Origin of the sequence: Bifidobacterium castoris (assembly GCF_003952025.1) — a bacterium.
GTDB lineage: Bacteria > Actinomycetota > Actinomycetes > Actinomycetales > Bifidobacteriaceae > Bifidobacterium > Bifidobacterium castoris.
Window position 1 is genome coordinate 88,151 of the sequence record NZ_QXGI01000003.1, and the last position, 22,952, is coordinate 111,102.

Sequence of the window (22,952 nt, forward strand, 5' to 3'; positions counted from 1 at the left end):
CGGCGTCATTCGGCGCGTTCGACGCCTTCCTGCTCGGCGAGCGCGGTCAGGCGGTCGTAGATCTCCTCGTAGGCGGGGATGATGTTGCCCAGATCGCGGCGGAACAGATCCTTGTCGAGATGCTCGATCTGTCCGGAGCCGTCCTTCAGATCCCACAGGCGGCAGGTGTCCGGCGTGATCTCGTCGGCGAGCAGGATCGTGCCGTCCGAGGTCCTGCCCTCCTCGATCTTGAAATCGACGAGCTGCACGTCGATCTTCGAGAAGATGTCGAGCAGCGCGTCGTTGACGGCGCGCGCCTGCTTCGAGATCTCGGCGAGCTCCTCGTCGGAGGCCAGGCCGAGCGCCACGATGCCGTCGTCGTTGATGAAGGGGTCGCCGAGTTCGTCGGACTTGTAGCAGAATTCGAGAATCGGGCGGTTGAGCTTCGTGCCCTCCTCGACGCCGTAGCGCTTTGCGAAGGAACCGGCCGCCGTGTTGCGCATGATGATCTCAAGCGGATACATGTCCATCGAGCGCACGAGCTGCTCGGTGTCCGAGATGCGCTTGATGAAGTGGGAGTCCACGCCGCGCGCCTTGAGCAGGTCGAAGAGGACCGAGGTGATGCGGTTGTTGAGGCTGCCCTTGCCTTCAATCTGGGCCTTCTTCGCGCCGTTGCCGGCGGTCGCCTGGTTCATGTATTCGACCCAGAGGACGTCCGGATCGTCGGTTGCGTACAGTTTCTTGGCCTTGCCCTCGTAGAGCTTGTCCATCTTCTGCATGTTAGTGCCTTTGCCTTCCGTGGATAAGAGAAATGGAACGCTGTGAACTGACGCCCTCAGCGTAGCAAGCGGCGGCAACATGGGCGCGCCCCTTCTCACGTTTCAAGCGGCGTGCGGGGCGCACCTGCGAGCGCGGCTCACACGATGGCGATCTGCAGCGCCTGCGCGGTCTCGACGGCGCGCACGCGCGCCTCCTCGACATCCGCTCCGAGCGCGAGCGCGACGCCCATGCGGCGGTGGCCGTCGACCTTCGGCTTGGCGAACACGCGCACGTCGACGCCCGGCTGCGCGAGGGCCTCGTCGAGATCGTGGAACTCGGCCTCGCCGTGCCCCTCGACGACGATTGCGTGGCTCGCCGCGGCCGTGTACTTCGGGATGTCGAGCGCGACATGGCCGTCCTTGACAGGGACGCCGAGCATCGCGCGCGCATGCAGGTCGAATTCGCTCAGCCGCTGGCTGATCATCGTGACCATGCCGGTGTCGTGCGGGCGCGGCGAGACCTCGTTGAACAGCACGGAGCCGTCCTTGAGCACGAACAGCTCGACGCCGAAGACGCCCCACGCAGTGTCGGTGCCGGCGCGCGCGACGAGCCCCTCGACGACGGCGTGCGCGATGCGGCGCGATTCCTCGAGCACGTCGGCGGCCACGTTCGCCGGCTGCCATGAGTCGCGGTAGTCGCCGTCCTGCTGACGCTGGCCGATCGGTTCGCATACGACGACGCCGGCGATCGAGCTGACGGTGAGCATCGTCAGCTCGTAGTCGAGATCGACGAGACGCTCGACGATGACGCGCGAGACGTCGCCCTCGTCATGGGCGCGCCGTCCCTGCTGCGCCGCCGTCCACGCGTCTTCGATCCCGTCGGCCGCGCGCACGACTGACTGGCCGTGGCCGGAGGAGCTCATGACCGGTTTGACGACGCAGGGGAAGCCGATCGCTCCGGCCGCCTCCTTGAGTTCGTCGAGCGATCCGGCGAAGCGGAACGGCGTCGTCGGCAGTCCCAGCTCCTGGGCCGCGAGCGTGCGCAGCGCCTCGCGGTCCATGCACGTCGCCGCGATCCGCGCGCTCGGCACGACGCGCACGCCGTCGTGCTCGGCCGTCTCGAGCACCGACGTCGCGATCGCCTCGACCTCGGGGATGATGATGTCCGGACGCACGTCGGTGATGAGCGCGCGCAGCGCGTCGGCGTTCGCCATGTCGACGACGCGCGCCTCGTGCGCGACCTGCTGCGCCGGCGCGTCCGCGTACGAGTCGGCCGCGATGACGCGCACGCCGAGACGCGTCAGCGAGATCGCGACCTCCTTGCCGAGCTCGCCGGAGCCGAGCAGGAGCGCGCGGGTGGGATGTTTGCCGTTGGGGGTGCCGAGTGCACAATCGATTTTCGTCATGGCACCCATTGTGCCACCGGCGGTGCACGGCCCCGGCGCCGCGCCGCGCGGGCGCGAACCGCCGCTTCGGCGGCGTCGCCGCTAGACTGGGCGACTATGTGCGCACAACAGAACACGGCATCCGCCGACGCGGAGCAGCAGCACGACGAACGGCCGCTCAAGGTCGCGCTCGTCGTCGACACATCCGGCAACGGCGGCAACGGCACGTCCAACTCGGCGACCCAGTGGGCGGCCGAGCTGCGCCGGCAGGGGCACGAGGTGCGGCTCGTCGGCATCGGCGCACCGGAATACCCGGCCCGGGAGAACCACATCCCGCTTGTCAGCTGGATATCGGCGAAGCAGCAGATGCAGTTCGCGCAGCCGAACCGTGCGCTGTTCGACCGCGCCTTCGATGGCGTCGACGTCGTGCACATCTACGAGCCGTTCAAGTTCGGCAGGCATGCGCTCGAGTGCGCGCGCGAGCACGGGCTTCCGGTGACCGCCGGCTTCCACGTGCAGCCGGAGAACGTCATGTATTCGGCCGGCCCGCTGCGCTACGTCCCCGGCATGAACTCGTTCCTGTACTGGCTGTTCCGCCATTGGCTCTACCGCGACGTCGACGCGATCCACGTCCCGACGAAGCTCGGCGCGCACCTGCTCGAGGAGCACCACTACGACGAGCCTATCTACGTCATCTCGAACGGCTACCAGCCCAGGTTCACGGCGAAGCGGCAGCGTCCGGGCGCCGAGCCCGCCGGCGTGCCGTTCCGCATCGTCGCCTCCGGCAGGCTCGCCAACGAGAAGAACCATGTGGAGCTCATCGAGGCGATCTCGATGAGCGCGCACGCCGACGACATCCATCTGACGATCGCCGGCACCGGGCCGATCAGGCGACGCGTCATGCGCAAGGCGCACAAGCTGCTCAAACGCCCGGCGACGGTCGGATTCCACCGCAACGCCGACATGCCGGACCTGCTGCGTTCATGCGACCTGCTATGCCATCCCTCGATCGCCGACCTCGAATCGGTGAGCGTCATCGAGGGCATGGCGTGCGGTCTCGTTCCGGTCATCGCCGACTCGCCGCTGAGCGCGGCCGGCCAGTTCTCGCTCACGCCGGAATCGTCGTATCCGGTCGGGCATCCCGAACAGCTCGCCGAGCGCATCGACTGGTGGATCGACCACCCGCGCGAGCTCAACGAATGGGGGAGCACCTATGCCGACCATACGAAGGGGACGTATTCGGTCGAACAGTCGGTGAAGCGCTTCGTGCGGATGGAACGCGAGGTCATCGCCGCGCACCGGGCCGGCAAGCGCGCCGCCGGCGACATCGACGGGCGCTGACGGAATCGCGTGGCGACGGCGCATACGGCTGCGGCCGCCGGCATCGTGGGATGCGGGCGGCCGCAGCCGTATCGGGACAGCGTTCACAGATAGGAGATGAGCTCGGCCGTCTGCTCGTCGGTCGTCGCCCAGCTCGTGCAGATGCGCAGCATGACGCGGTCAGCGCCGACCGCCTCCATGAAGCCGAGCGTCACATGCTTGGCCAGTTCGGCGGCCTTCTTGTCGGAGACGATGATGAAGATCTGGTTCGTCTGCGAGACGAAGGCCACGTCGTAGCCCTTGTCCGTCAGCGCCTGACGGATCTTGTCGGCCTCTTTGTTCGCATGTTCGGACAGCTTGAAGTACAAGTCGTCGGTGAACAGCGTGTCGAACTGCAGGCCCAGCAGCCAGCCCTTCGCGAGCAGCGCGCCGTGCTGCTTGACGAGCGTCGTGAAGTTCGTCGGCGTGTTGCCGCGCGTGAACACGACGGCCTCGCCGAACATCGCGCCGACCTTCGTGCCGCCGATCGTGAACACGTTGGCGACGCGCGCGATGTCGTCGAGGTCCGCGTCGTTGCCGTCGCTCGTCAGCGCGTAGCCGAGGCGCGCGCCGTCGATGAACAGCGGCAGCTTGCGGTCGTGCGCGACCTGCGAGAGCGCCTCGAGCTCCTCGAGCGTGTAGACGGTGCCGTATTCGGTCGGCTGGGAGACGTAGACGGCGCCGGGGAAGACCATGTGATCGTGGTTGGCGTCGGCGTAGAAGCGCTCGCAGTAGTCGTCGAGCTGGGCGGCGGAGATCTTGCCGTCCTCGTTCGCCAGCGCGAGCACCTTGTGGCCGGTGGCTTCGATCGCGCCGGCCTCGTGCGTGTTGATGTGGCCGCTGTCCGCGCATACGACGCCGCCGTACTGCGGCGTGATCGCCGAGATCACCGTTTGGTTCGTCTGCGTGCCGCCGACGAGGAACCACACCTGGGCCTCGGGGTCGTCGCACAGCTTGGTGATCTTGTCCGCCGCGATCCTGCAGTAGTCGTCAGTGCCGTAGCCGGGATGCTGCTCCTGCTGGATCTGCTGCATGCGCGTCAGGATCTGCGGCGCGGCCGTCGAGGAATAGTCGTTCTGAAAGGACAGCATGATGGGCTCCTTGGGTCTGGGTGCGGGTGGTCCGTGTCGTAGGACAGTCTAGTCCGTCGTGGCCTGCGCGCCGCGGATTGCGGCGACGGTGAACGGACGCCGCGGGGTGCGGTTGGAGCGTTCGAGCGACTGCGCGAGCGACAGCGCGGGCGTACGTGCGGCCAGATTCTCATGGCGGCGCGCCGAGACGGTGAGGAAGATCAGATAGATGTACGGCATGCCGAGGTTCGTCTCGAGCAGCGAGTCGATGACGAGAGGCTTGAGCGACTGCAGCGGGCTCAGTCCGGCGCTGCGGATGCCGCCGAGCAGCAGCGCGAGCTCCCATGCGAACTGGATTCCGATGCCGCACACGAGCAGCCAGCGGATGTCGACGCGCAGCGCGGGCCGCGCGGCGAAGGCCAGATTGTGGACGATGACGGCCGCGTAGCCGACGAACAGGATGATCGCCATCCATCCGTGGTAGGCGCCGGTCGTGCGCTGGATGACGATCGGATGGGCGGCCTGGTTGGGCAGGAAACGGGAGGTGAGCGTCTGTGCGATGAGCGGGGCGCAGAACCACCAGCCGAAGATCAGCGTCGACCATTCGACGAGTCTCGCGTCACGTCGCAGATACAGCCAGATCCAGGTGAAGTTCGTGAATCCGTAGCTCATCGACATCCACAGCAGCACCCAGAACAGCGACGCGTTCGGCGAGATCGAGCGTGTGTGCAGGGCCAGATGGAAGACGCCGAAGTCGACGGCGAAATACAGGAGCCCGGCGGCGAGGCCGACGAGCACGGTCGTGCGCCGCCGGCGCCATAGCAGCAGTCCGGCGTAGAGGACGAGGAACGCGATGTCGAGCCAGATGTAGCACGGGGCGAACTGGCGGCGTGCGACGAAATCGGCCGCGGTGGCCGCGGCCGTTGCAGGGAGGGAAAGGGTCATCATGGTTTCAGCGTAGACGACGGGGGCCGGATCCCCGGCGTCGGCCCCGTGGCGGCCGGTGTGAATGAAGCGGGCTCGGGCGCCGCGCTCGGCGCCATGGCCGGGTCCGGACGTCGCATGCCGTTGCGCATCGACGCCGGATGCGGGACGGCGCCGAAAAAGGGGCGGCCCCCGAAGTGTCTAGGTACCTTCGGGGGCCGCCTCGTCTGTTTTGTTCTGTTTCCATCCTCATCATCATGCGACCTGACCGCCATCCGGATCCGCGGGGGATGGGCACCGCCTTGTGCCTGCTTTTCCGCCGAATCCTCGCGGGCGATTCCTCCGGGGGGGGGGCGCCTCCTCCGCGCAGATCCTCTGCGCAGCAACGCCCTGTGGAATCGGTCGTCGTCAACCGGTGGCGTGGTCGTCGGGCAGGGGCGCCTCCGATGCCCGACGTGCAGGTCGCTTCACCATGAGCACCATATGCTCTCACCCATATCGATCATCCATACCGCATTCGCATCAGGAAACCATCATGCTGGAAAGGAGCCTAGCGCCACATGCGCTTCATTTATGACCCTGTTGAATTATGCTTCCAGTTTACTCCTGATTGGTTCGCGACAGGCCGGGAGGCGGATGCGACACGCCGTGGAGGCGGGTCGGGCAGGGAGGGTGTATAGTGTTCATCTGTTGCCCGGTTCTTCACAGAGCCGTTGCGATGGTGGCTATAGCTCAGTTGGTAGAGCATCTGATTGTGGTTCAGAAGGTCGCGCGTTCGAGCCGCGTTAGCCACCCCACCGAAGACCCTCCCTCGCGGAGGGTCTTTTGTTTTTCCGCTCGCCGCCTCCCATCCCGCTTCGTCGGGGGTGTGGACGCTCCGTCCCGCAGACGGGCGTGTTCGTGTCCCGTTTCGTCGGCGGTTCCGGCGGCCCGTCCCGTAGCGTCCTGCTTCGTCGACGAAGTCGCCGGTCCGTCCTGCGGGGGATGCGTTTGCGGGGATGGTTCGTCGGCCCGGCCGATGAGCCGGACCGCAAACGGCGGCCTGCGGGATGGGCCGACGAGATCGACGGCGGCGGGTCGCGCAACGGGAGGCGGTTGCGACGGGCGATTGTGAAGACACACCGACGGCGTCTTCACAATTGATTCTTATCGGTGTCTCGTGGTATATTCATCGATTGTGTGTGCCAGCCGCGCACCTTATGTGACAGGAGCATGTGCTGGGATATCCCCGAGTTCGTCCGCATCACGCGCAGCAATGCGACCGGTGAGAGAACGAAGGGTCATCGGGCCGGTGAACAGTGGCTGTCTTTTCTTCGTTCAGTGCATCGGGGGAGAGTGAGGCTGCGATCAGTCGGCTTCACTAGGAAGAACAGAAACCACTGAATCGGAGAATTCAAGTTGCCTACTATTGAACAGCTTGTCCGTAAGGGACGTAAGGCAAAGCCGAAGAAGTCCAAGACGCTGGCGCTCAAGGGAAGCCCGCTGCGCCGCGGCGTGTGCACCCGTGTGTACACGACGACGCCGAAGAAGCCGAACTCGGCTCTGCGCAAGGTCGCCCGTGTGCGTCTGAGCTCGGGCGTCGAAGTCACCGCCTACATCCCGGGCGAGGGCCACAACCTGCAGGAGCACTCGATCGTGCTCGTGCGCGGCGGCCGTGTCAAGGATCTGCCGGGCGTGCGCTACCACATCGTGCGCGGCGCGCTCGATACCCAGGGTGTCAAGGATCGTAAGCAGGGCCGTTCCCTGTACGGAGCAAAGAAGGCGAAGTAAGAGATATGTCACGTAAAGGACCCGCCAAGAAACACCAGCTGCTGCCGGACCCGATCTACGGCTCGACCGTCGTGGCGCAGCTCATCAACAAGATTCTGCTCGACGGCAAGAAGTCGATCGCCGAGGACATCGTCTACTCGGCGCTCGACATGGTCAAGGAGAAGACCGATCAGGAGCCGGTCGCGGTGCTCAAGCGCGCGCTGGACAACATCCGCCCGTCGCTCGAGGTCCGTTCCCGCCGCGTCGGCGGCGCGACCTATCAGGTCCCGGTCGAGGTCAAGCCGGCCCGCGCGAACACGCTGTCGCTGCGCTGGCTGACCGACTTCTCCCGCGCCCGCCGCGAGAAGACGATGGCTGAGCGTCTCGCCAACGAGATCCTCGACGCCTCCAACGGTCTGGGCGCTTCCGTGAAGCGCCGCGAGGATACGCACAAGATGGCGGAAGCCAACAAGGCCTTCGCTCATTACCGCTGGTAATTAGCCACAGAAACGAAGAGTTAAGGAACATTCATGGCACTGGACGTGCTTACCAACCTCAACCAGGTTCGTAACATCGGCATCATGGCGCACATCGATGCCGGTAAGACCACCACTACCGAGCGTATTCTGTACTACACCGGTAAGAACTACAAGATCGGCGAAACCCACGACGGCGCTTCGACGATGGACTTCATGGCCCAGGAGCAGGAGCGCGGCATCACCATCCAGTCCGCCGCGACGACCTGCTTCTGGAACCGCCAGACCCATGACACGGGCGAGAAGTTCCAGATCAACATCATCGATACGCCGGGCCACGTCGACTTCACCGCCGAGGTGGAGCGTTCGCTGCGCGTCCTCGACGGCGCCGTCGCCGTCTTCGACGGCAAGGAGGGCGTCGAGCCGCAGTCCGAGACCGTGTGGCGTCAGGCCGACAAGTACGGCGTCCCGCGCATCTGCTTCATCAACAAGATGGACAAGCTCGGTGCCGACTTCTACTACTCGGTGGACACCATCAAGGAGAAGCTCGGCGCAACCCCGCTCGTCGTCCAGCTGCCGATCGGCGCCGAGAACGACTTCGTCGGCGTCGTCGACCTGATCCGCATGAAGGCCTACGTCTGGAACGACGTCAAGGACGACATGGGCGCGCACTACGACACCGTGGACATCCCGGACGACCTCAAGGACCGCGCCGAGCAGTACCGCGCCGAACTCCTCGACCAGGTCGCGGAGTCCGACGAGGAGCTCATCGAGAAGTACCTCGAGACCGGCGAGCTGAGCGAGGAGGAGATCCGCAAGGGCATCCGCACGCTCACGATCTCGCGTCAGGCCTACCCGGTCCTGTGCGGTTCCGCGTTCAAGGACAAGGGCGTGCAGCCGATGCTGGACGCCGTCGTCGACTACCTGCCGAGCCCGGAGGACGTCCCGTCCATCGTCGGCTTCGACCCGTCCGACGAGTCCATCGAGATCGACCGCAAGCCGACGCTCGACGATCCGTTCTCGGCGCTCGTCTTCAAGATCTCGACGCACCCGTTCTACGGCAAGCTCGTCTTCGTGCGCGTCTACTCCGGCGCCGTCAAGCCGGGCGACAACGTGCTCGATTCGACGAAGGGCAAGAAGGAGCGCGTCGGCAAGATCTTCCAGATGCACGCCGACAAGGAGAACCCGGTCGACGCGGCCGAGGCGGGCAACATCTACACCTTCGTCGGTCTGAAGAACGTCACGACCGGCGACACGCTGTGCGATGAGAAGCACCCGATCTCGCTCGAGTCCATGACCTTCCCGGATCCGGTCATCGAGGTGGCCGTCGAGCCGAAGACGAAGGCCGATCAGGAGAAGATGAGCCTCGCCCTCGCGAAGCTCTCCGACGAGGATCCGACCTTCCAGGTCAAGACCGACGAAGAGTCCGGCCAGACCCTCATCTCCGGCATGGGCGAGCTCCAGCTCGACATCATCGTCGACCGCATGCGCCGCGAGTTCAAGGTCGAGTGCAACGTCGGCAAGCCGCAGGTCGCCTACCGCGAGACGATCCGCAAGGCCGTCATGGGCCAGGAGTACACGCACAAGAAGCAGACCGGTGGTTCCGGCCAGTTCGCGAAGGTGCTCATGAACTTCGAGCCGCTCGACACCGAGAACGGCGAGGTCTACGAGTTCGCGAACGAGGTCACCGGCGGCCACATCACGAAGGAGTTCATCCCCTCGATCGATGCCGGCGTGCAGGAGGCCATGGAATCCGGCATCCTCGCGGGCTTCCCGGTCGTCGGCGTCAAGGCGACGATCGTCGACGGCCAGGTCCACGACGTCGATTCCTCGGAAATGGCGTTCAAGATCGCGGGCTCGATGTGCTTCAAGGAAGCCGCCCCGAAGGCCAAGCCGGTCATCCTCGAGCCGATCATGGCCGTCGAGGTCCGCACCCCGGAGGAGTACATGGGCGACGTCATGGGCGACCTTAACTCCCGTCGTGGCGCCATCCAGTCGATGAACGACGCCACCGGCGTCAAGGTCATCGACGCGAAGGTCCCGCTGTCCGAGATGTTCGGCTACATCGGCGACCTGCGTTCCAAGACCCAGGGCCGTGCGATGTTCACGATGCAGATGGATTCCTACGCGGAGGTCCCGAAGGCCGTCGCGGACGAGATCATCAAGGCCCAGCGCGGCGAGTGACACGCGCTGCCATTTGGCTTGAACCTGTCTCCAGTCAGCGCTAATATTCTGTAGCGCTGACTGGGTTCGGGCTCTACAAGTGGCGACAACCCAGAAACCCAGTAAACTGTAGCAAGTGCCTTGAGCGATCAAGGCTTACTACGAGAACGTCCAGGAGGACAAACACATGGCAAAGGAAAAGTACGAGCGTACTAAGCCGCACGTTAACATCGGTACGATCGGCCACGTCGATCACGGCAAGACGACCCTCACCGCAGCGATCTCCAAGGTCCTGCACGATGAGTTCCCGGATCTGAACCCGGAGTACGACTTCAACCAGATCGACGCCGCTCCGGAAGAGCAGCAGCGTGGTATCACCATCAACATCGCCCACATCGAGTACCAGACCGAGAAGCGTCACTACGCTCACGTCGACTGCCCGGGCCACGCCGACTTCGTCAAGAACATGATCACCGGCGCCGCCCAGATGGATGGCGCGATTCTCGTTGTGGCCGCCACCGACGGCCCGATGGCCCAGACCCGCGAGCACGTCCTGCTCGCCCGTCAGGTCGGCGTTCCGAAGATCCTCGTCGCGCTGAACAAGTGCGATATGGTCGATGACGAAGAGCTCATCGAGCTCGTCGAGGAAGAGGTCCGTGACCTCCTCGACGAGAACGGCTTCGATCGCGACTGCCCGGTCGTCCACACCTCCGCTTACGGCGCGCTGCACGACGACGCTCCGGATCACGAGAAGTGGGTCGAGACCGTCAAGGAACTGATGAACGACGTCGACGACTACATCCCGACGCCGGTCCATGACCTCGACAAGCCGTTCCTGATGCCGATCGAGGATGTCTTCACGATCTCCGGTCGTGGCACCGTCGTCACCGGTCGTGTCGAGCGTGGCCGCCTGCCGATCAACACCAACGTCGAGATCGTCGGCATCCGCCCGACCCAGACCACCACCGTCACCTCCATCGAGACCTTCCACAAGCAGATGGATGAGTGCGAGGCAGGCGACAACACCGGTCTGCTGCTGCGCGGCATCAACCGCACCGATGTCGAGCGTGGCCAGGTCGTGGCCGCCCCGGGTTCGGTCACCCCGCACACCAAGTTCGAAGGCGAAGTCTACGTCCTCACCAAGGACGAGGGCGGCCGCCACTCGCCGTTCTTCTCGAACTACCGTCCGCAGTTCTACTTCCGCACGACGGACGTCACCGGCGTCATCACGCTGCCGGAAGGCGTCGAGATGGTTCAGCCTGGCGATCACGCGACCTTCACGGTCGAGCTCATCCAGCCGATCGCCATGGAAGAGGGCCTCACCTTCGCAGTGCGCGAAGGCGGCCACACCGTCGGCTCGGGCCGTGTCACCAAGATCCTCGCCTGATTCGATGCGATGATCTGACGCGGTAGTACGCGACTGATCGCAAGCCCCCACCTGGTTTCAGGTGGGGGCTTGCTTCATATCGGCGGATTTATGCGCGGATTGGTGGATACGAAAAACAGCCGCCCGTCGGGGCGGCTGCGTTCTCGCGTGCGGATCAGTCGGCCTCGGACGTGGCGGCGCGCGCCGATGCGGGGGAGCCGTCGGAGGCAGGCAGCACGTGGTCGAGCGCGGCCATCAGCGCGCCGAAGACGACGAAGGCGACGAGCAGCACGCCGATCCAGCGCAGGACGCCGCCGACGCCGAGCTGCGCGGCATCAAGGAAGAAATAGGGGTAGAGCAGCGGCGTGTCGGGATCGAAATGGCACAGCCATGCGCGGATATAGACGAAGCCGACGTAACACAGCGGGAAGATCGTCGCGGTGAGCGGATAGGTCCAGCGCGCGCGGCGGTGCTCGTAGCACAGCAGCCAGTCGAAAGTGAACAGCAGCGGCAGCGCGACGTGGAAGAGCAGGCTCGTCACCTGGAAGTTCTGCGCCGGATCGCGGTCGGGCCGTCCGGCGAGCAGCAGGTTGAAGACGAAGAACGTGAGCAGGATCGCGATGACGCTGACGAACTTGAGCTGCGGGGCGAAGGTTACCGGGCCGTCATCGCGGCGGCGCGCGGTCTGGACGAGTTCGCACAGCATGACGCCGATGCACAGGTAGTTCGACAGGTTCGTGAAGTAGACGAAGAAGTCGGGGTCGAACTCGGCGTCGTACAGCCCGAGGCTGCCGAGGACGCCGACGAGGCCGAAGGCGACGTAGAAGGTCTGGATGATGAGCTGCGCGGTTCTGCTGCGTACCATGGGATGGGATGCTCCTTGGATGGGCGCCGGATGGGCGCTGAGGGGATGATGGGCCGCCCGTGCACGGAAGATGCGCGGTCACGACCGGTCCAATCTACGGCAGTCGGCGTGCACGCGCGTTGTGCGACTCGCGCCAAGCGCGCGGCGCGAATTTGTGGGGAAGCACAAAAAACAGCCGTCCGCGATCCCCCGGGGGAAGCGCGGACGGCCGTTGTGGCCGCCATGCGGATCAACGGAACGTGACCGTGTGCAGGCCATCCTTGTGCAGGTCGACCACCTTGAGCGACTCGACGTTGCCGTTGGCGTCGAGGGAGACGACGACCGGGTTCATCGCCTTGATCGCCGCGTCGGAGAACTCGGTGTGGCCCGACGGCGACGACTTGAGCAGGATCATCGGCAGGTCGTCGCGCAGCGTGTCCTCGGCGTCCGAGCGCGCGTCGTTGATGAGGAGGACCTGGCCGTCCTCCTGACCGGCGAAGTCCATCAGCAGACGGACGATGTCGCCGCGGCGCATGTCCGGCACCGCGACGACCGTGTCGCCGTGCTCGCGGATCTCGCGGTGGATCGCATCGACGCCCCTGAAATCGGCGTCGATGACGTCCGCGGACGGCGGCACGGTCGGCAGGACGTGTTTTTCGTCGATGACGGCGAGCTTGCGCATGTCGGCGACGGCGTCGACGAGGGACTGGAACGTCGTCACCTTGTCGGCGAGCGGCGCGTCTCCGACGATGATGACGGAGCGGCCGTCGAGCAGCGCGTCGTTGACGAGTGGATCGATCATGGATGCCTCCTTGACGTAGTGTCTGCTCACAGGTATAGTCCGTCCCGGACGCGCCCCGCCGCCGTTGCGGTCGATGGCGTAACCGCTGGCGCGGCGGCGTGTATAGAGGTACTGGCATAATATGCAAGGCTCTTTGTATAGCTGTACGACACGTCGAATGAATAGGTGAGTAATTTGGCACAGACTACCAACGACATCAAGAACGGATCCATCCTCAACCTGGACGGCCAGCTGTGGCAGGTCATCAAGTTCCAGCACGTCAAGCCGGGCAAGGGCCCCGCCTTCGTGCGCACGACGATCAAGAACGTCCTGTCGGGCAAGATCGTCGACAAGACCTTCAACGCGGGCATGAAGATGGAGTTCGAGACCGTCGACAACCGCACGCTGCAGTACTCCTACGACGACGGCGACAACTTCGTCTTCATGGACATGACCTCCTACGACCAGATCATGATCCCGAAGGCACTCGTCGGCGACAAGGCGAAGTACCTGCTCGAGGGCACCGACTGCATCGTCTCCTTCCATGACGGCCAGCCGCTGTCCGTGGAGCTGCCGGCCTCCGTCGTCCTGACCATCACCCACACCGAGCCGGGCCTGCAGGGCAACCGTTCGAACGCCGGCACGAAGCCGGCCACGGTCGAGACCGGCGCCGAGATCCAGGTGCCGCTGTTCATCGGCGAGGGCGAGAAGGTCAAGGTCAGCACCGAGGACGGCTCCTATCTGGGCCGCGAGAACTGATCCAGACCGGGCAAGTAAAGGACCATCAGCTCCATGGCACGTTCCACCGCTCGCAAGAGGGCTCTGAACACGTTGTATGAAGCGGACGAGAAGGGACAGGACATCCTGTCCCTTCTTGATGAGCGCATCGCCGAACCGGGCGCGCAGACACCGCTTCCCGACTACGCCGTCGAAATCGTGCGCGGCGTCGCCGACCACCGCCGTGACATCGACCGCATGCTCAACGACCATTCCACCAGCTGGAAGGTGCGCCGCATGCACGTCATCGACCGTAATATCCTTCGTATTGCGACATGGGAGATCGTCTACAACGACGAGGTACCCGACAAAGTGGCCATCGACGAAGCGATCAACCTCGCCAAGACCTTGTGCGACGACGACGCGCCGTCCTTCATCCACGGCCTGCTCAGCGCGATAAGCGCCTCCGGGCATCCCGACGGCGAGGACGGGCGATCGGACCAGGCCGAATAAGCCGACGCGTTTGGCCGGGTCGCGAGTCTCAACCGGCCGCTATCCATCGTTTTTCGACAACCTTGATGAATGGGGGTTTTGGTGAACCAGATCGACTCGGCATCCACTTTCACCGCCGACGACGCCGTCCTCGTGCTCGAGGACGGGCAGGTCTATGTAGGCGAACCTTACGGCGCGCGCGGCGAGACACGCGGCGAGATCGTCTTCTCCACCGCGATGACCGGCTATCAGGAGACGCTCACCGATCCAAGCTACGACCGTCAGATCGTCGTGCAGACGTTCCCGCATATCGGGGACACCGGCGTCAACGCCGAGGACCCGGAGTCCCCGCGCATCTGGGTCGCCGGCTACGTCGTGCGCGATCCCAGTCCGACAGTGAGCAACTGGCGCGCCGACGGCACACTCGACGATGCGCTCGACGCCGACGGCATCGTCGGCATCAGCCACATCGACACCCGCAGGCTCGTGCGTCATCTGCGCGACGCGGGCGTCATGCGCGCCGGCATCTTCTCCGGCGACGCGCTCGTCGGCGCCGACGGAGAAGCGCGCACGATCGAGTCGCTGCTCGCCGACGTGCGCGCCACGCCGCAGATGAAGGGCATGAGCCTGTACGACGAGGTGAGCACCGACGAGGCCTACGTCATCGAACCGGCCGGCGCGTTCGAAGGGCATGAGCCCGTCGCGACCGTCGCCGCGATCGACCTGGGCATCAAGGCGATGACGCCGCGCCGCATGGCCGAACGCGGCTGCCGCGTGCATGTGCTGCCCTCGACGACGACCTTCGAGCAGATCGAGGCGCTCGGCCCCGACGGCGTCTTCTTCTCCAACGGCCCGGGCGACCCGGAGCAGGCCGGCGACATGGTCGCGCTACTGCGCCGCGTGCTCGACGCCGGCTACCCGTTCTTCGGCATCTGCTTCGGCAACCAGCTGCTCGGCCGCGCGCTCGGCTTCGGCACCTACAAGCTCAAGTTCGGCCACCGCGGCGTCAACCAGCCGGTCAAGGACCTGACGACCGGCAAGGTCGAGGTGACCGCGCACAACCACGGCTTCGCCGTCGACGCCCCGATCGGCGAGACCGTCGACGCCCCGTACGGCGACGGCCGCTACGGCAAGGTCTTCGTCAGCCACGTCGACCTCAACGACGACGTCGTCGAAGGCCTGCAGTGCGTCGACATCCCCGCCTTCTCCGTCCAGTACCATCCCGAGGCCGCCGCCGGCCCGCACGACGCCGCCTATCTGTTCGACCGCTTCGTCGCGATGATGAACGACGCCAACGCCAAGAATGTCAAGGAGGAATCCACGAATGCCCAAGCGTAACGACATCAAGTCGGTGATGGTCATCGGCTCCGGCCCGATCGTCATCGGTCAGGCCGCCGAGTTCGACTATTCGGGAACCCAGGCCTGCCGCATCCTGCGTGAGGAAGGCATCCGCGTCATCCTCGTCAACTCCAATCCGGCCACGATCATGACCGACCCGGAGATGGCCGACGCCACCTACATCGAGCCGATCGCCACGCCGATCCTCGAACGCATCATCGCCAAGGAGCGCCCCGACGCGCTGCTGCCGACGCTCGGCGGCCAGACCGCGCTCAACGCGGCCGTCGCGCTCGGCGAGGCCGGCGTGCTCGAGAAGTACGGCGTCGAGCTCATCGGCGCCTCGCTCGAGGCGATCGACCGCGGCGAGGACCGCGAATCGTTCAAGAAAGTCGTCGAGGAGGCCGGCGCCGAGTCGGCGCGCTCCGACATCGCGCACACGATCGAGGAGGTCGACGCAATCGCCGAACGCTTCGGATTCCCGCTCGTCGTGCGCCCGTCGTTCACGATGGGCGGCCTCGGCTCGGGCATCGCGCACGACACCGAGGAGCTGCACCGCATCGCCGGCGCCGGCATCCACTATTCGCCGACCGACGAGGTGCTCATCGAGGAGGGCATCGAGGGCTGGAAGGAATACGAGCTCGAGCTCATGCGCGACCGCAACGACAACGTCGTGGTCGTCTGCCCGATCGAGAACGTCGACCCGGTCGGCGTGCACACCGGCGACTCGATCACCGTCGCCCCGGTGTTCACGCTCACCGACCGCGAGTACCAGAAGCTGCGCGACATCGGCATCGCGATCATCCGCGGCGTCGGCGTCGACACCGGCGGCTGCAACATCCAGTTCGCGATCCACCCCGAGACCGGCCGCATCATCGTCATCGAGATGAACCCCCGCGTCTCGCGTTCGTCGGCGCTCGCGTCGAAGGCCACCGGCTTCCCGATCGCGAAGATCGCGACGAAACTCGCGCTCGGCTACACGCTCGACGAGATCCAGAACGACATCACGAAGTCCACGCCGGCGAGCTTCGAGCCGACGATCGACTACGTCGTCACGAAGGTGCCGCGCTTCGCGTTCGAGAAGTTCCCGGGCGCCGACCCGACGCTGACGACGTCGATGAAGTCGGTCGGCGAGGCGATGGCGCTCGCCGGCAACTTCGCCGAGTCGCTCGGTAAGGCGATGCGCTCGATCGACAAGCGCGACATGGGCTTCTCATGGGACGGCGAGAGGCCGTCCGCCGACGAGGTCGCCGAACTGCTGCGGGCGATGAGGACGCCGACCGAGCACCGCTACCTGCAGCTCATGCGCGCAATCTGGGGCGGCGCCACCGAGGCGCAGATCTTCAAGGCCACGAAGATCGACCCGTGGTTCATCCGCCAGCTCACCCGCATCAACGACATGGCGATGCAGGTGCGCGACGCCGAGACGCTTTCGCCGCGCCTGCTGAGGAAGGCGAAGCTCGCAGGCCTGTCCGACCTGCAGATCGCGCATCTGCGCGGCCTGGGCGACGCCGGCGAGAACACGATCCGCGAACTGCGCTGGAACTACGGGCTGCACCCGGTCTACAAGACCGTCGACACCTGTGCCGCTGAGTTCGACGCGGCCACGCCGTACTACTACTCGTGCTACGCCGACGAGACCGAGCTGCGTAAGCGCGACCGCGAAGCCGTCATCATCCTCGGCTCCGGCCCCAACCGCATCGGCCAGGGCATCGAGTTCGACTACACCTGCGTGCACGCGGTGCAGGAGCTCGGCAAGGACTACGACACGATCATGGTCAACTGCAACCCGGAGACCGTCTCGACCGACTATGACATGTCCGACCGTCTCTACTTCGAGCCGCTGACCTTCGAGGACGTCCTCGAGATCTACGAGGCCGAGAAGAAGATGGGGCCGATCAAGGGCGTCATCGTGCAGCTCGGCGGCCAGACGCCGCTGTCGCTCGCCGCGCGCCTCAAGGCCGCCGGCGTGCCGATTCTCGGCACGAGCCCCGAATCGATCGACCTGGCCGAGAACCGCGAGCTCTTCGGCGACGTGCTGCGCGCCGAGAAGCTCAACGCGCCGCGCTTCGGCACCGCGCTCAGCCTCGACGAGGCGCTTGAGGCCGCGCATTCGATCGGCTATCCCGTGCTCGTGCGCCCGAGCTACGTGCTCGGCGGACGCGGCATGGAAATCGTCTACGACGACGCGCAGCTCGAGAAGTACGTCAACCGCGCGCTCGACCAGGCGAAGGCCGACACCGTCGTCTCCGGACGCCTGCCCTCGCCGCTGCTCATCGACAAGTTCCTGCAGGACGCGATCGAGATCGACGTCGACGCGCTGTTCGACGGCCACGAGCTCTACATCGGCGGCATCATGGAGCACATCGAGGAGGCGGGCGTCCACTCCGGCGACGCGGCGTGCACATTGCCGCCGAGCACGTTGAGCGACGACCAGATCCGCCGTCTGCGCGAGGCGACGCTCGCGATCGCCAAGGGCTGCGGCGTGCAGGGCCTGATCAACGTGCAGTACGCGTTCATGGCGAACACGCTCTACGTCATCGAGGCGAACCCGCGCGCCTCGCGCACCGTGCCCTTCGCGTCGAAGGCGACCGGCGTCGCGCTCGCGAAGGCCGCGGCGCGCATCATGGTCGGCGAGACGATCCAGCAGCAGCGCGACAGCGGCCTGCTGCTGCCGCACGGCGACGGCGGCGACGTGCGCATCGGCCAGCAGGTGGCGGTCAAGGAGTCGGTGCTGCCGTTCAAGCGCTTCCGCACGCCGGTCGGCAAGACCGTCGACATCCTGCTCGGACCCGAGATGCGTTCGACCGGCGAGGTCATGGGCTTCGACCGCGACTTCCCGCACGCCTTCGCGAAGAGCCAGCTGTCGGCCTACGAGGGTGGCCTGCCGACGTCCGGCACTGTCTTCATCTCGGTCAACGACACCGACAAGCGCCAGCTGCCGCTGTTCGCGGTGCGCCTCGTCGAACTCGGATTCACGATCTGCGCGACCGAAGGCACCGCATCGGTGCTGCGCCGCTACGGCATCGACTCGAAGATCGTCGACAAGATCACGGCGCGCGTCGACTCCGATCCCGAGGCTCCGGTCGAGGTGAGGAAGGCGGCCGGCAGCATCGGCAAGAACGTCGTCGAGCTCATCGAGGAAGGCAGGATCGACCTCATCCTCAACACGCCGAACTCGCGTGGCTCGCGTTCGGACGGGTATTCGATCCGCGCCGCGGCGATCGCCGCGGATGTGCCGCAGTTCACAACGATGACCGAGTTCTCTGCGGTACTATTGGCGATAGAGGCGGTCAAGGCGAACGACTATCAGGTCATGAGCATCCAGGATCATGCCCGCGAACTGTTCGCCCTCGAACGCCAGTCAAAAGACAACGGATAACCGACCTTCACACAAGGGGAGGAGCAGCATCATGACCGACCCCGGCACGCAGGAGCAGCTCGCGTTGCGATCCGATTTCGGGTTGCGGCTGAGCAATTCGATGAAGCAGTACGGCCCGCTGTGCGTGGGCATCGACCCGCATCGCAGGCTCCTCGCGGACTGGGGGTACGACATCGACGCGCAGGGCGCCGAGCTCTACGCGATGCGCATGCTGCAGGCGGCCAACGGACGCGCGGCCGCCGTCAAATTCCAGACCTCGATGTTCGAGCGCTACGGCTCACGCGGCTACGCGGCGCTCGAACGCGTCCTCTTCGCCGCGCGGCAGATGGACATCATCACGATCGTCGACTGCCTGCACGGCGGCCTGTCGACGACGATCTCGGCGATCGCCGACGCCTACTTCAAGCCGAACGCGCCGATGCTCGCCGACGCGATCACGCTGCTGCCGTACTACGGCGCACGCTCGCTCGGCGGCGTCATCGAGGACGCGCTCAACAACGGACGAGGCGTGTTCATCGCGTCGCTCACGTCGAACCCGGAAGGCGCAAGCCTGCAGACGGCGATCCGCCAGACCGGCGAGTACAAGGGCAAGACGGTCGCCTACGGCATCGCCAACACCGCGCAGAAATACAATGTGGAGGTGCCCGGCCTCGGCTCGGTCGGGCTGATCATCGGCGCGACTATCGGCCAGTGGCTGCAGGAGAGCGGCGTGGCGCCGTCGAGCTTCACCGGTCCGATCCTCTCGCCCGGCTACGGCTGGCAGGGCGCCGAGGCGCACGACCTCAAGACCGTGTTCCGCGGCACCCACGGCAACGTCCTCGTCACCGTCTCCCGTGCGATCGCCGAGCACGGACCGAACATCCAGTCGCTCATTCAGGCCACCGAAAGCATCGCGCTCGACGTGCGCCTCGCGCTGATGGAGGAGACGCTCGACTGAGCGCGCCGGGCGATCGGCGCGGCATGCATACCAGACCAACGGACGCGGCGGCGTCACCGCCGCATGACATACGGGAGGCGGAACGTGGCACATTCTCAACAGCAGCCGGCGCAGGCCGTCGTCGACGCGGCGGCACCGGATGGCAAGGGCGGCAGGCTTGTCGTGCTCACCGGGCCGACGGCGGTCGGCAAGGGCACCGTCGAGGCGGCGATGCTCGACAAGCACCCCGAGGTGTGGGTGTCGGTGTCGGCGACGACGCGCGCGCCGCGCCCGGGAGAACGCGACGGCGTCGACTACTGGTTCATGGACGACGGCGAGTTCGTCGCCAAGGAGGCCGCCGGCGAGTTCCTCGAGACGGCCGTCGTGCACGGCATGGCGCACTACGGTACACCGCTCGAGCCGGTGCGCGAGCATCTCGCCGCGAACACGCCGACGCTGCTCGAGATCGATCTGCAGGGCGCGCGCCGCGTCAAGGAACGAGCCAAGGAGCTCGGCCTTGAGATCGTCACCGTGTTCATCGCCCCGCCGAACTTCGACGAACTCAAGCGGCGGCTCGCCGGACGCGGCACCGAAACGCCCGAGCAGCAGGCGAAGCGGCTCGAGACGGCGAAGGTCGAACTGGCGGCCGAACCGGAGTTCGACGTGACGATCGTCAATCGTGAGGTCGAGCGCACCGCCGACGACCTGTGGAGGATCATCGCCGACGAATACGGCATCGCCGAATAGGCGGCCTGTCAGACACGAAAGCCCCCCACCGACAGCAATGCCGGTGGGGGCTTTCGTGTGCGCCGTCGCCGGGTGCCGGCCCGGTCAGGCCAGACCGGAGAGACGGTCGATGAGCTCCGGGTCGCGCGTCGCGCCCTTGTCCGCGGAGCGCGCGAACGCGGCGAAGGCCTTGAGCGCCTGACTGACCTGACGGTCGCGGTGCGCGACGTAGCCGTCGCCGGCCTCAAGCTTCGCGCGGCGTTCGGCGAGCTCCTCATCGGACAGCTCGACGTCGATCCTGCGGTTCGGGATGTCGATGGAGATGATGTCGCCGTCCTCGACGAGCGCGATCGTGCCGCCGCTGGCGGCCTCCGGGGCGACATGGCCGATCGACAGGCCCGAGGAACCACCCGAATAGCGGCCGTCGGTGATGAGCGCGACCTCCTTGCCGATGCCCTTGCCCTTGACGAAGGAGGTCGGGTAGAGCATCTCCTGCATTCCCGGGCCGCCCTTGGGGCCCTCATAGCGGATGATGAGCGCCTGGCCGGGTTTGAGCGTGTCGTTGAGGATGACCTCGACGGCCTGCTCCTGCGATTCGACGACGAGCGCCGGGCCACGGAAGGTCCAGATCTCCTTGGGCACGCCGGCGGTCTTGACGACGCAGCCGTCGGGGGCGAGGTTGCCGCGCAGCACGGCGAGACCGCCTTCGGTGACGGCCGGATGCTCGACGTCGTGGATCGCGCCGTCGACGCGGTCGGTGTCGAGCGAATCGAATTTCGTCTCATGCGTCCACGGCTCGGGGGAGACGATGTGGCCCGGCGCCGCCCTGAAGAAGTCCCTCGCATGGTCGGTGCAGGTCTCTCGCATGACGTCCCAGTCGTCGAGCTTCGCCTCGAGCGACGGATAGTCGATCGAATGCACGTCGCGGTGCAGCTTGCCGGCGCGGTCGAGCTCGCCGAGGATGCCGGTGATGCCGCCGGCGCGGTGCACGTCGGAGATCTCCCATTCGCCGGAAGGGGAGGCCTTGCAGATGCACTGGACGGTGTGCGAGATGCGCTCGATATCGTTGAGCGTGAAGTCGACGTCGGCCGACTGCGCCATCGCGAGGATATGCAGCACGGTGTTCGTCGAGCCGCCCATCGCCACGTCCATCGTCATCGCGTTCTCGAAGGCGTGCTTCGTCGCGATCGAACGGGGCAGCACGGATTCGTCGTCCTCGTGGTAGTAGCGGTTCGCGATGTCGACGACCGTCTGCGCGGCGCGCTCGAAGAGCTGCTTGCGGTAGCCGTGGGAGGCGAGGACGGTGCCGTTGCCGGGCAGCGCGAGGCCGATCGCCTCGGTCAGGCAGTTCATCGAGTTCGCCGTGAACATGCCGGCGCACGATCCGCAGGTCGGGCAGACGGTGCGCTCGTACGCGAGCAGGTCCTCGTCGGTCATGGCGTCGTCGGCCGACGCGTACATGACGTCGATGAGGTCGGTGTTCTCCTTGACGGTGCCGTCGGGCAGCACGGTGGTGCCCGACTCCATCGGGCCGCCGGAGACGAAGACGGTCGGGATGTTCAGGCGCAGCGCGGCCATCAGCATGCCCGGCGTGATCTTGTCGCAGTTCGAGATGCAGATGAGCGCGTCGGCGCAATGGGCGTTGACCTGGTATTCGACGGTGTCGGCGATGATCTCGCGGCTCGGCAGCGAGTAGAGCATGCCGGTGTGGCCCATCGCGATGCCGTCGTCGACGGCCATCGTGTTGAATTCACGCGGGATGCCGCCGGCCCTCTTGACGGCTTCGGAGACGAGGCGACCCACCTTGTTGAGATGGACATGCCCTGGGACGAACTCGTCGAAGGAATTCGCGATGGCGACGATCGGCTTGCCGAAGTCCTTGCCATCCACACCGGCGGCGCGGTAGAGCGCACGGGCGCCGGCGAACATTCTTCCGTTCATGATTTTCGCAGATCGCATTTCCATAACAGACCATTCAACAGCACCGGCCGTGCGCCATGCCGCCGAATGGTCATATCGTGGGCAATCTTCGCCGAACCTTGACAACTCGGCGGTCGCGGAGCCCGTATGGCATGCACGGCGACGCTCGAACGGGTCTGCGCCCTGAGATAGAATGACTGTTTTGAACAAGCTGAACAAGCATCGTGCGAGTGATTTGGAGACCTCAACTATGGCATTCGGTACCGAGCCTACCCCGACCGGACTTGCGAATCCGCCGATCGACGACCTGATGGAGCACGCGGACTCCAAGTACGCGCTGGCGATCTTCGCCGCGAAGCGCGCCCGTCAGATCAATTCCTACTTCACGCAGCTCAACGAGGGACTGCTGCAGAACGTCGGCCCGCTCGTCGAGTACCAGAGCCAGGAGAAGCCGCTGTCGATCGCCTTCCGCGAGATCAACGAGGGACTGCTCGAGGAGACCCTCGGCGAGGACGACCTCAGCGAGGGCAACTGACCGACCGGCGGCCCCGGGCCGCCCTCGGTCCCCGACCTCCGGTTTCCCACGCCGCGTAATGCGCGGCATGGGAAA

19 protein-coding genes and 1 tRNA gene are annotated in these 22,952 nt (G+C 65.7%); 13 read left to right on the plus strand and 7 right to left on the minus strand.

Annotated features, from left to right (window positions below; all coding sequences use genetic code 11):
* Positions 1-5: 5 nt before the first annotated feature.
* Together purC and purT are read right to left on the minus strand one after the other, a co-directional pair.
* Entirely contained in the window at positions 6-758 is a 753-nt protein-coding gene (gene purC, locus D2E22_RS04520) for a phosphoribosylaminoimidazolesuccinocarboxamide synthase (RefSeq protein ID WP_126031933.1), read from the minus strand.
* A gap of 137 nt (positions 759-895) precedes the next feature.
* Complete coding sequence (gene purT, locus D2E22_RS04525) at positions 896-2,143, minus strand: formate-dependent phosphoribosylglycinamide formyltransferase (RefSeq protein ID WP_126031934.1); 1,248 nt, start codon at positions 2,141-2,143, stop codon at positions 896-898.
* 96 nt (positions 2,144-2,239) lie between these two features.
* Here purT and D2E22_RS04530 point away from each other — a divergent pair, with 96 nt between their 5' ends.
* Positions 2,240-3,463: a glycosyltransferase gene (locus D2E22_RS04530; protein WP_126031935.1), complete on the plus strand. Its 1,224-nt coding sequence runs from the start codon at positions 2,240-2,242 to the stop codon at positions 3,461-3,463.
* Positions 3,464-3,546: 83 nt separating this feature from the next.
* Here the strand turns inward: D2E22_RS04530 and D2E22_RS04535 are convergent, their stop codons facing one another.
* Complete coding sequence (locus tag D2E22_RS04535; RefSeq protein WP_126031936.1) at positions 3,547-4,572, minus strand: threonine aldolase family protein; 1,026 nt, start codon at positions 4,570-4,572, stop codon at positions 3,547-3,549.
* Positions 4,573-4,620: 48 nt separating this feature from the next.
* Positions 4,621-5,499: a hypothetical protein gene (locus D2E22_RS04540; protein WP_206431354.1), complete on the minus strand. Its 879-nt coding sequence runs from the start codon at positions 5,497-5,499 to the stop codon at positions 4,621-4,623.
* Positions 5,500-6,196: 697 nt separating this feature from the next.
* Here D2E22_RS04540 and D2E22_RS04545 point away from each other — a divergent pair.
* The 5 genes from D2E22_RS04545 to tuf all read left to right on the plus strand — a co-directional run bounded on the left by D2E22_RS04545 (position 6,197) and on the right by tuf (position 11,250).
* Positions 6,197-6,272: transfer RNA gene (locus D2E22_RS04545), tRNA-His, on the plus strand.
* 601 nt (positions 6,273-6,873) lie between these two features.
* Entirely contained in the window at positions 6,874-7,245 is a 372-nt protein-coding gene (gene rpsL / locus D2E22_RS04550) for a 30S ribosomal protein S12 (RefSeq protein ID WP_006294990.1), read from the plus strand.
* Positions 7,246-7,250: 5 nt separating this feature from the next.
* Entirely contained in the window at positions 7,251-7,721 is a 471-nt protein-coding gene (gene rpsG, locus D2E22_RS04555) for a 30S ribosomal protein S7 (protein ID WP_003813834.1), read from the plus strand.
* Positions 7,722-7,754: 33 nt separating this feature from the next.
* On the plus strand, positions 7,755-9,884 hold the full coding sequence (gene fusA / locus D2E22_RS04560; protein WP_126031937.1) for an elongation factor G: 2,130 nt from the start codon (positions 7,755-7,757) through the stop codon (positions 9,882-9,884).
* A gap of 166 nt (positions 9,885-10,050) precedes the next feature.
* Positions 10,051-11,250 carry an elongation factor Tu gene (gene tuf, locus D2E22_RS04565; protein ID WP_126031938.1) on the plus strand — a complete coding sequence of 400 codons (1,200 nt, stop codon included), beginning with the start codon at positions 10,051-10,053 and terminating at the stop codon, positions 11,248-11,250.
* A 154-nt stretch (positions 11,251-11,404) separates the two neighbouring features.
* Here tuf and D2E22_RS04570 read toward each other — a convergent pair whose 3' ends face one another.
* On the minus strand, positions 11,405-12,094 hold the full coding sequence (locus tag D2E22_RS04570) for a Pr6Pr family membrane protein (protein ID WP_126031939.1): 690 nt from the start codon (positions 12,092-12,094) through the stop codon (positions 11,405-11,407).
* A 229-nt stretch (positions 12,095-12,323) separates the two neighbouring features.
* Entirely contained in the window at positions 12,324-12,875 is a 552-nt protein-coding gene (locus D2E22_RS04575; protein ID WP_126031940.1) for a hypothetical protein, read from the minus strand.
* 174 nt (positions 12,876-13,049) lie between these two features.
* Here D2E22_RS04575 and efp point away from each other — a divergent pair, with 174 nt between their 5' ends.
* The 6 genes from efp (at position 13,050) to gmk (ending at position 20,443) form a co-directional block, all read left to right on the plus strand.
* On the plus strand, positions 13,050-13,613 hold the full coding sequence (gene efp / locus D2E22_RS04580; RefSeq protein WP_126031941.1) for an elongation factor P: 564 nt from the start codon (positions 13,050-13,052) through the stop codon (positions 13,611-13,613).
* A gap of 33 nt (positions 13,614-13,646) precedes the next feature.
* Positions 13,647-14,084, plus strand: coding sequence for a transcription antitermination factor NusB (nusB, locus tag D2E22_RS04585; RefSeq protein ID WP_126031942.1), 438 nt, complete (start codon positions 13,647-13,649; stop codon positions 14,082-14,084).
* A gap of 69 nt (positions 14,085-14,153) precedes the next feature.
* On the plus strand, positions 14,154-15,401 hold the full coding sequence (carA, locus tag D2E22_RS04590; RefSeq protein ID WP_164518417.1) for a glutamine-hydrolyzing carbamoyl-phosphate synthase small subunit: 1,248 nt from the start codon (positions 14,154-14,156) through the stop codon (positions 15,399-15,401).
* Positions 15,388-18,780 carry a carbamoyl-phosphate synthase large subunit gene (carB, locus tag D2E22_RS04595; RefSeq protein ID WP_126031944.1) on the plus strand — a complete coding sequence of 1,131 codons (3,393 nt, stop codon included), beginning with the start codon at positions 15,388-15,390 and terminating at the stop codon, positions 18,778-18,780. Before carA ends, carB begins: the two co-directional genes overlap by 14 nt.
* Before the next feature lie 31 nt (positions 18,781-18,811).
* Positions 18,812-19,717, plus strand: a complete 906-nt coding sequence (gene pyrF / locus D2E22_RS04600; RefSeq protein WP_126031945.1) for an orotidine-5'-phosphate decarboxylase — start codon at positions 18,812-18,814, stop codon at positions 19,715-19,717.
* Positions 19,718-19,879: 162 nt separating this feature from the next.
* The gene (gmk, locus tag D2E22_RS04605) at positions 19,880-20,443 is read left to right on the plus strand and encodes a guanylate kinase (protein ID WP_241218207.1); all 564 of its coding nucleotides are present in this window, start codon (positions 19,880-19,882) and stop codon (positions 20,441-20,443) included.
* A gap of 84 nt (positions 20,444-20,527) precedes the next feature.
* On the opposite strand, the gene ilvD is transcribed toward gmk, so the two are convergent.
* Positions 20,528-22,387, minus strand: a complete 1,860-nt coding sequence (ilvD, locus tag D2E22_RS04610) for a dihydroxy-acid dehydratase (protein ID WP_126031947.1) — start codon at positions 22,385-22,387, stop codon at positions 20,528-20,530.
* A 205-nt stretch (positions 22,388-22,592) separates the two neighbouring features.
* On the opposite strand from ilvD, the gene rpoZ reads away from it, so the two are divergent.
* Positions 22,593-22,877 carry a DNA-directed RNA polymerase subunit omega gene (rpoZ, locus tag D2E22_RS04615; RefSeq protein ID WP_095612715.1) on the plus strand — a complete coding sequence of 95 codons (285 nt, stop codon included), beginning with the start codon at positions 22,593-22,595 and terminating at the stop codon, positions 22,875-22,877.
* The last annotated feature ends 75 nt before the right edge of the window (positions 22,878-22,952 follow it).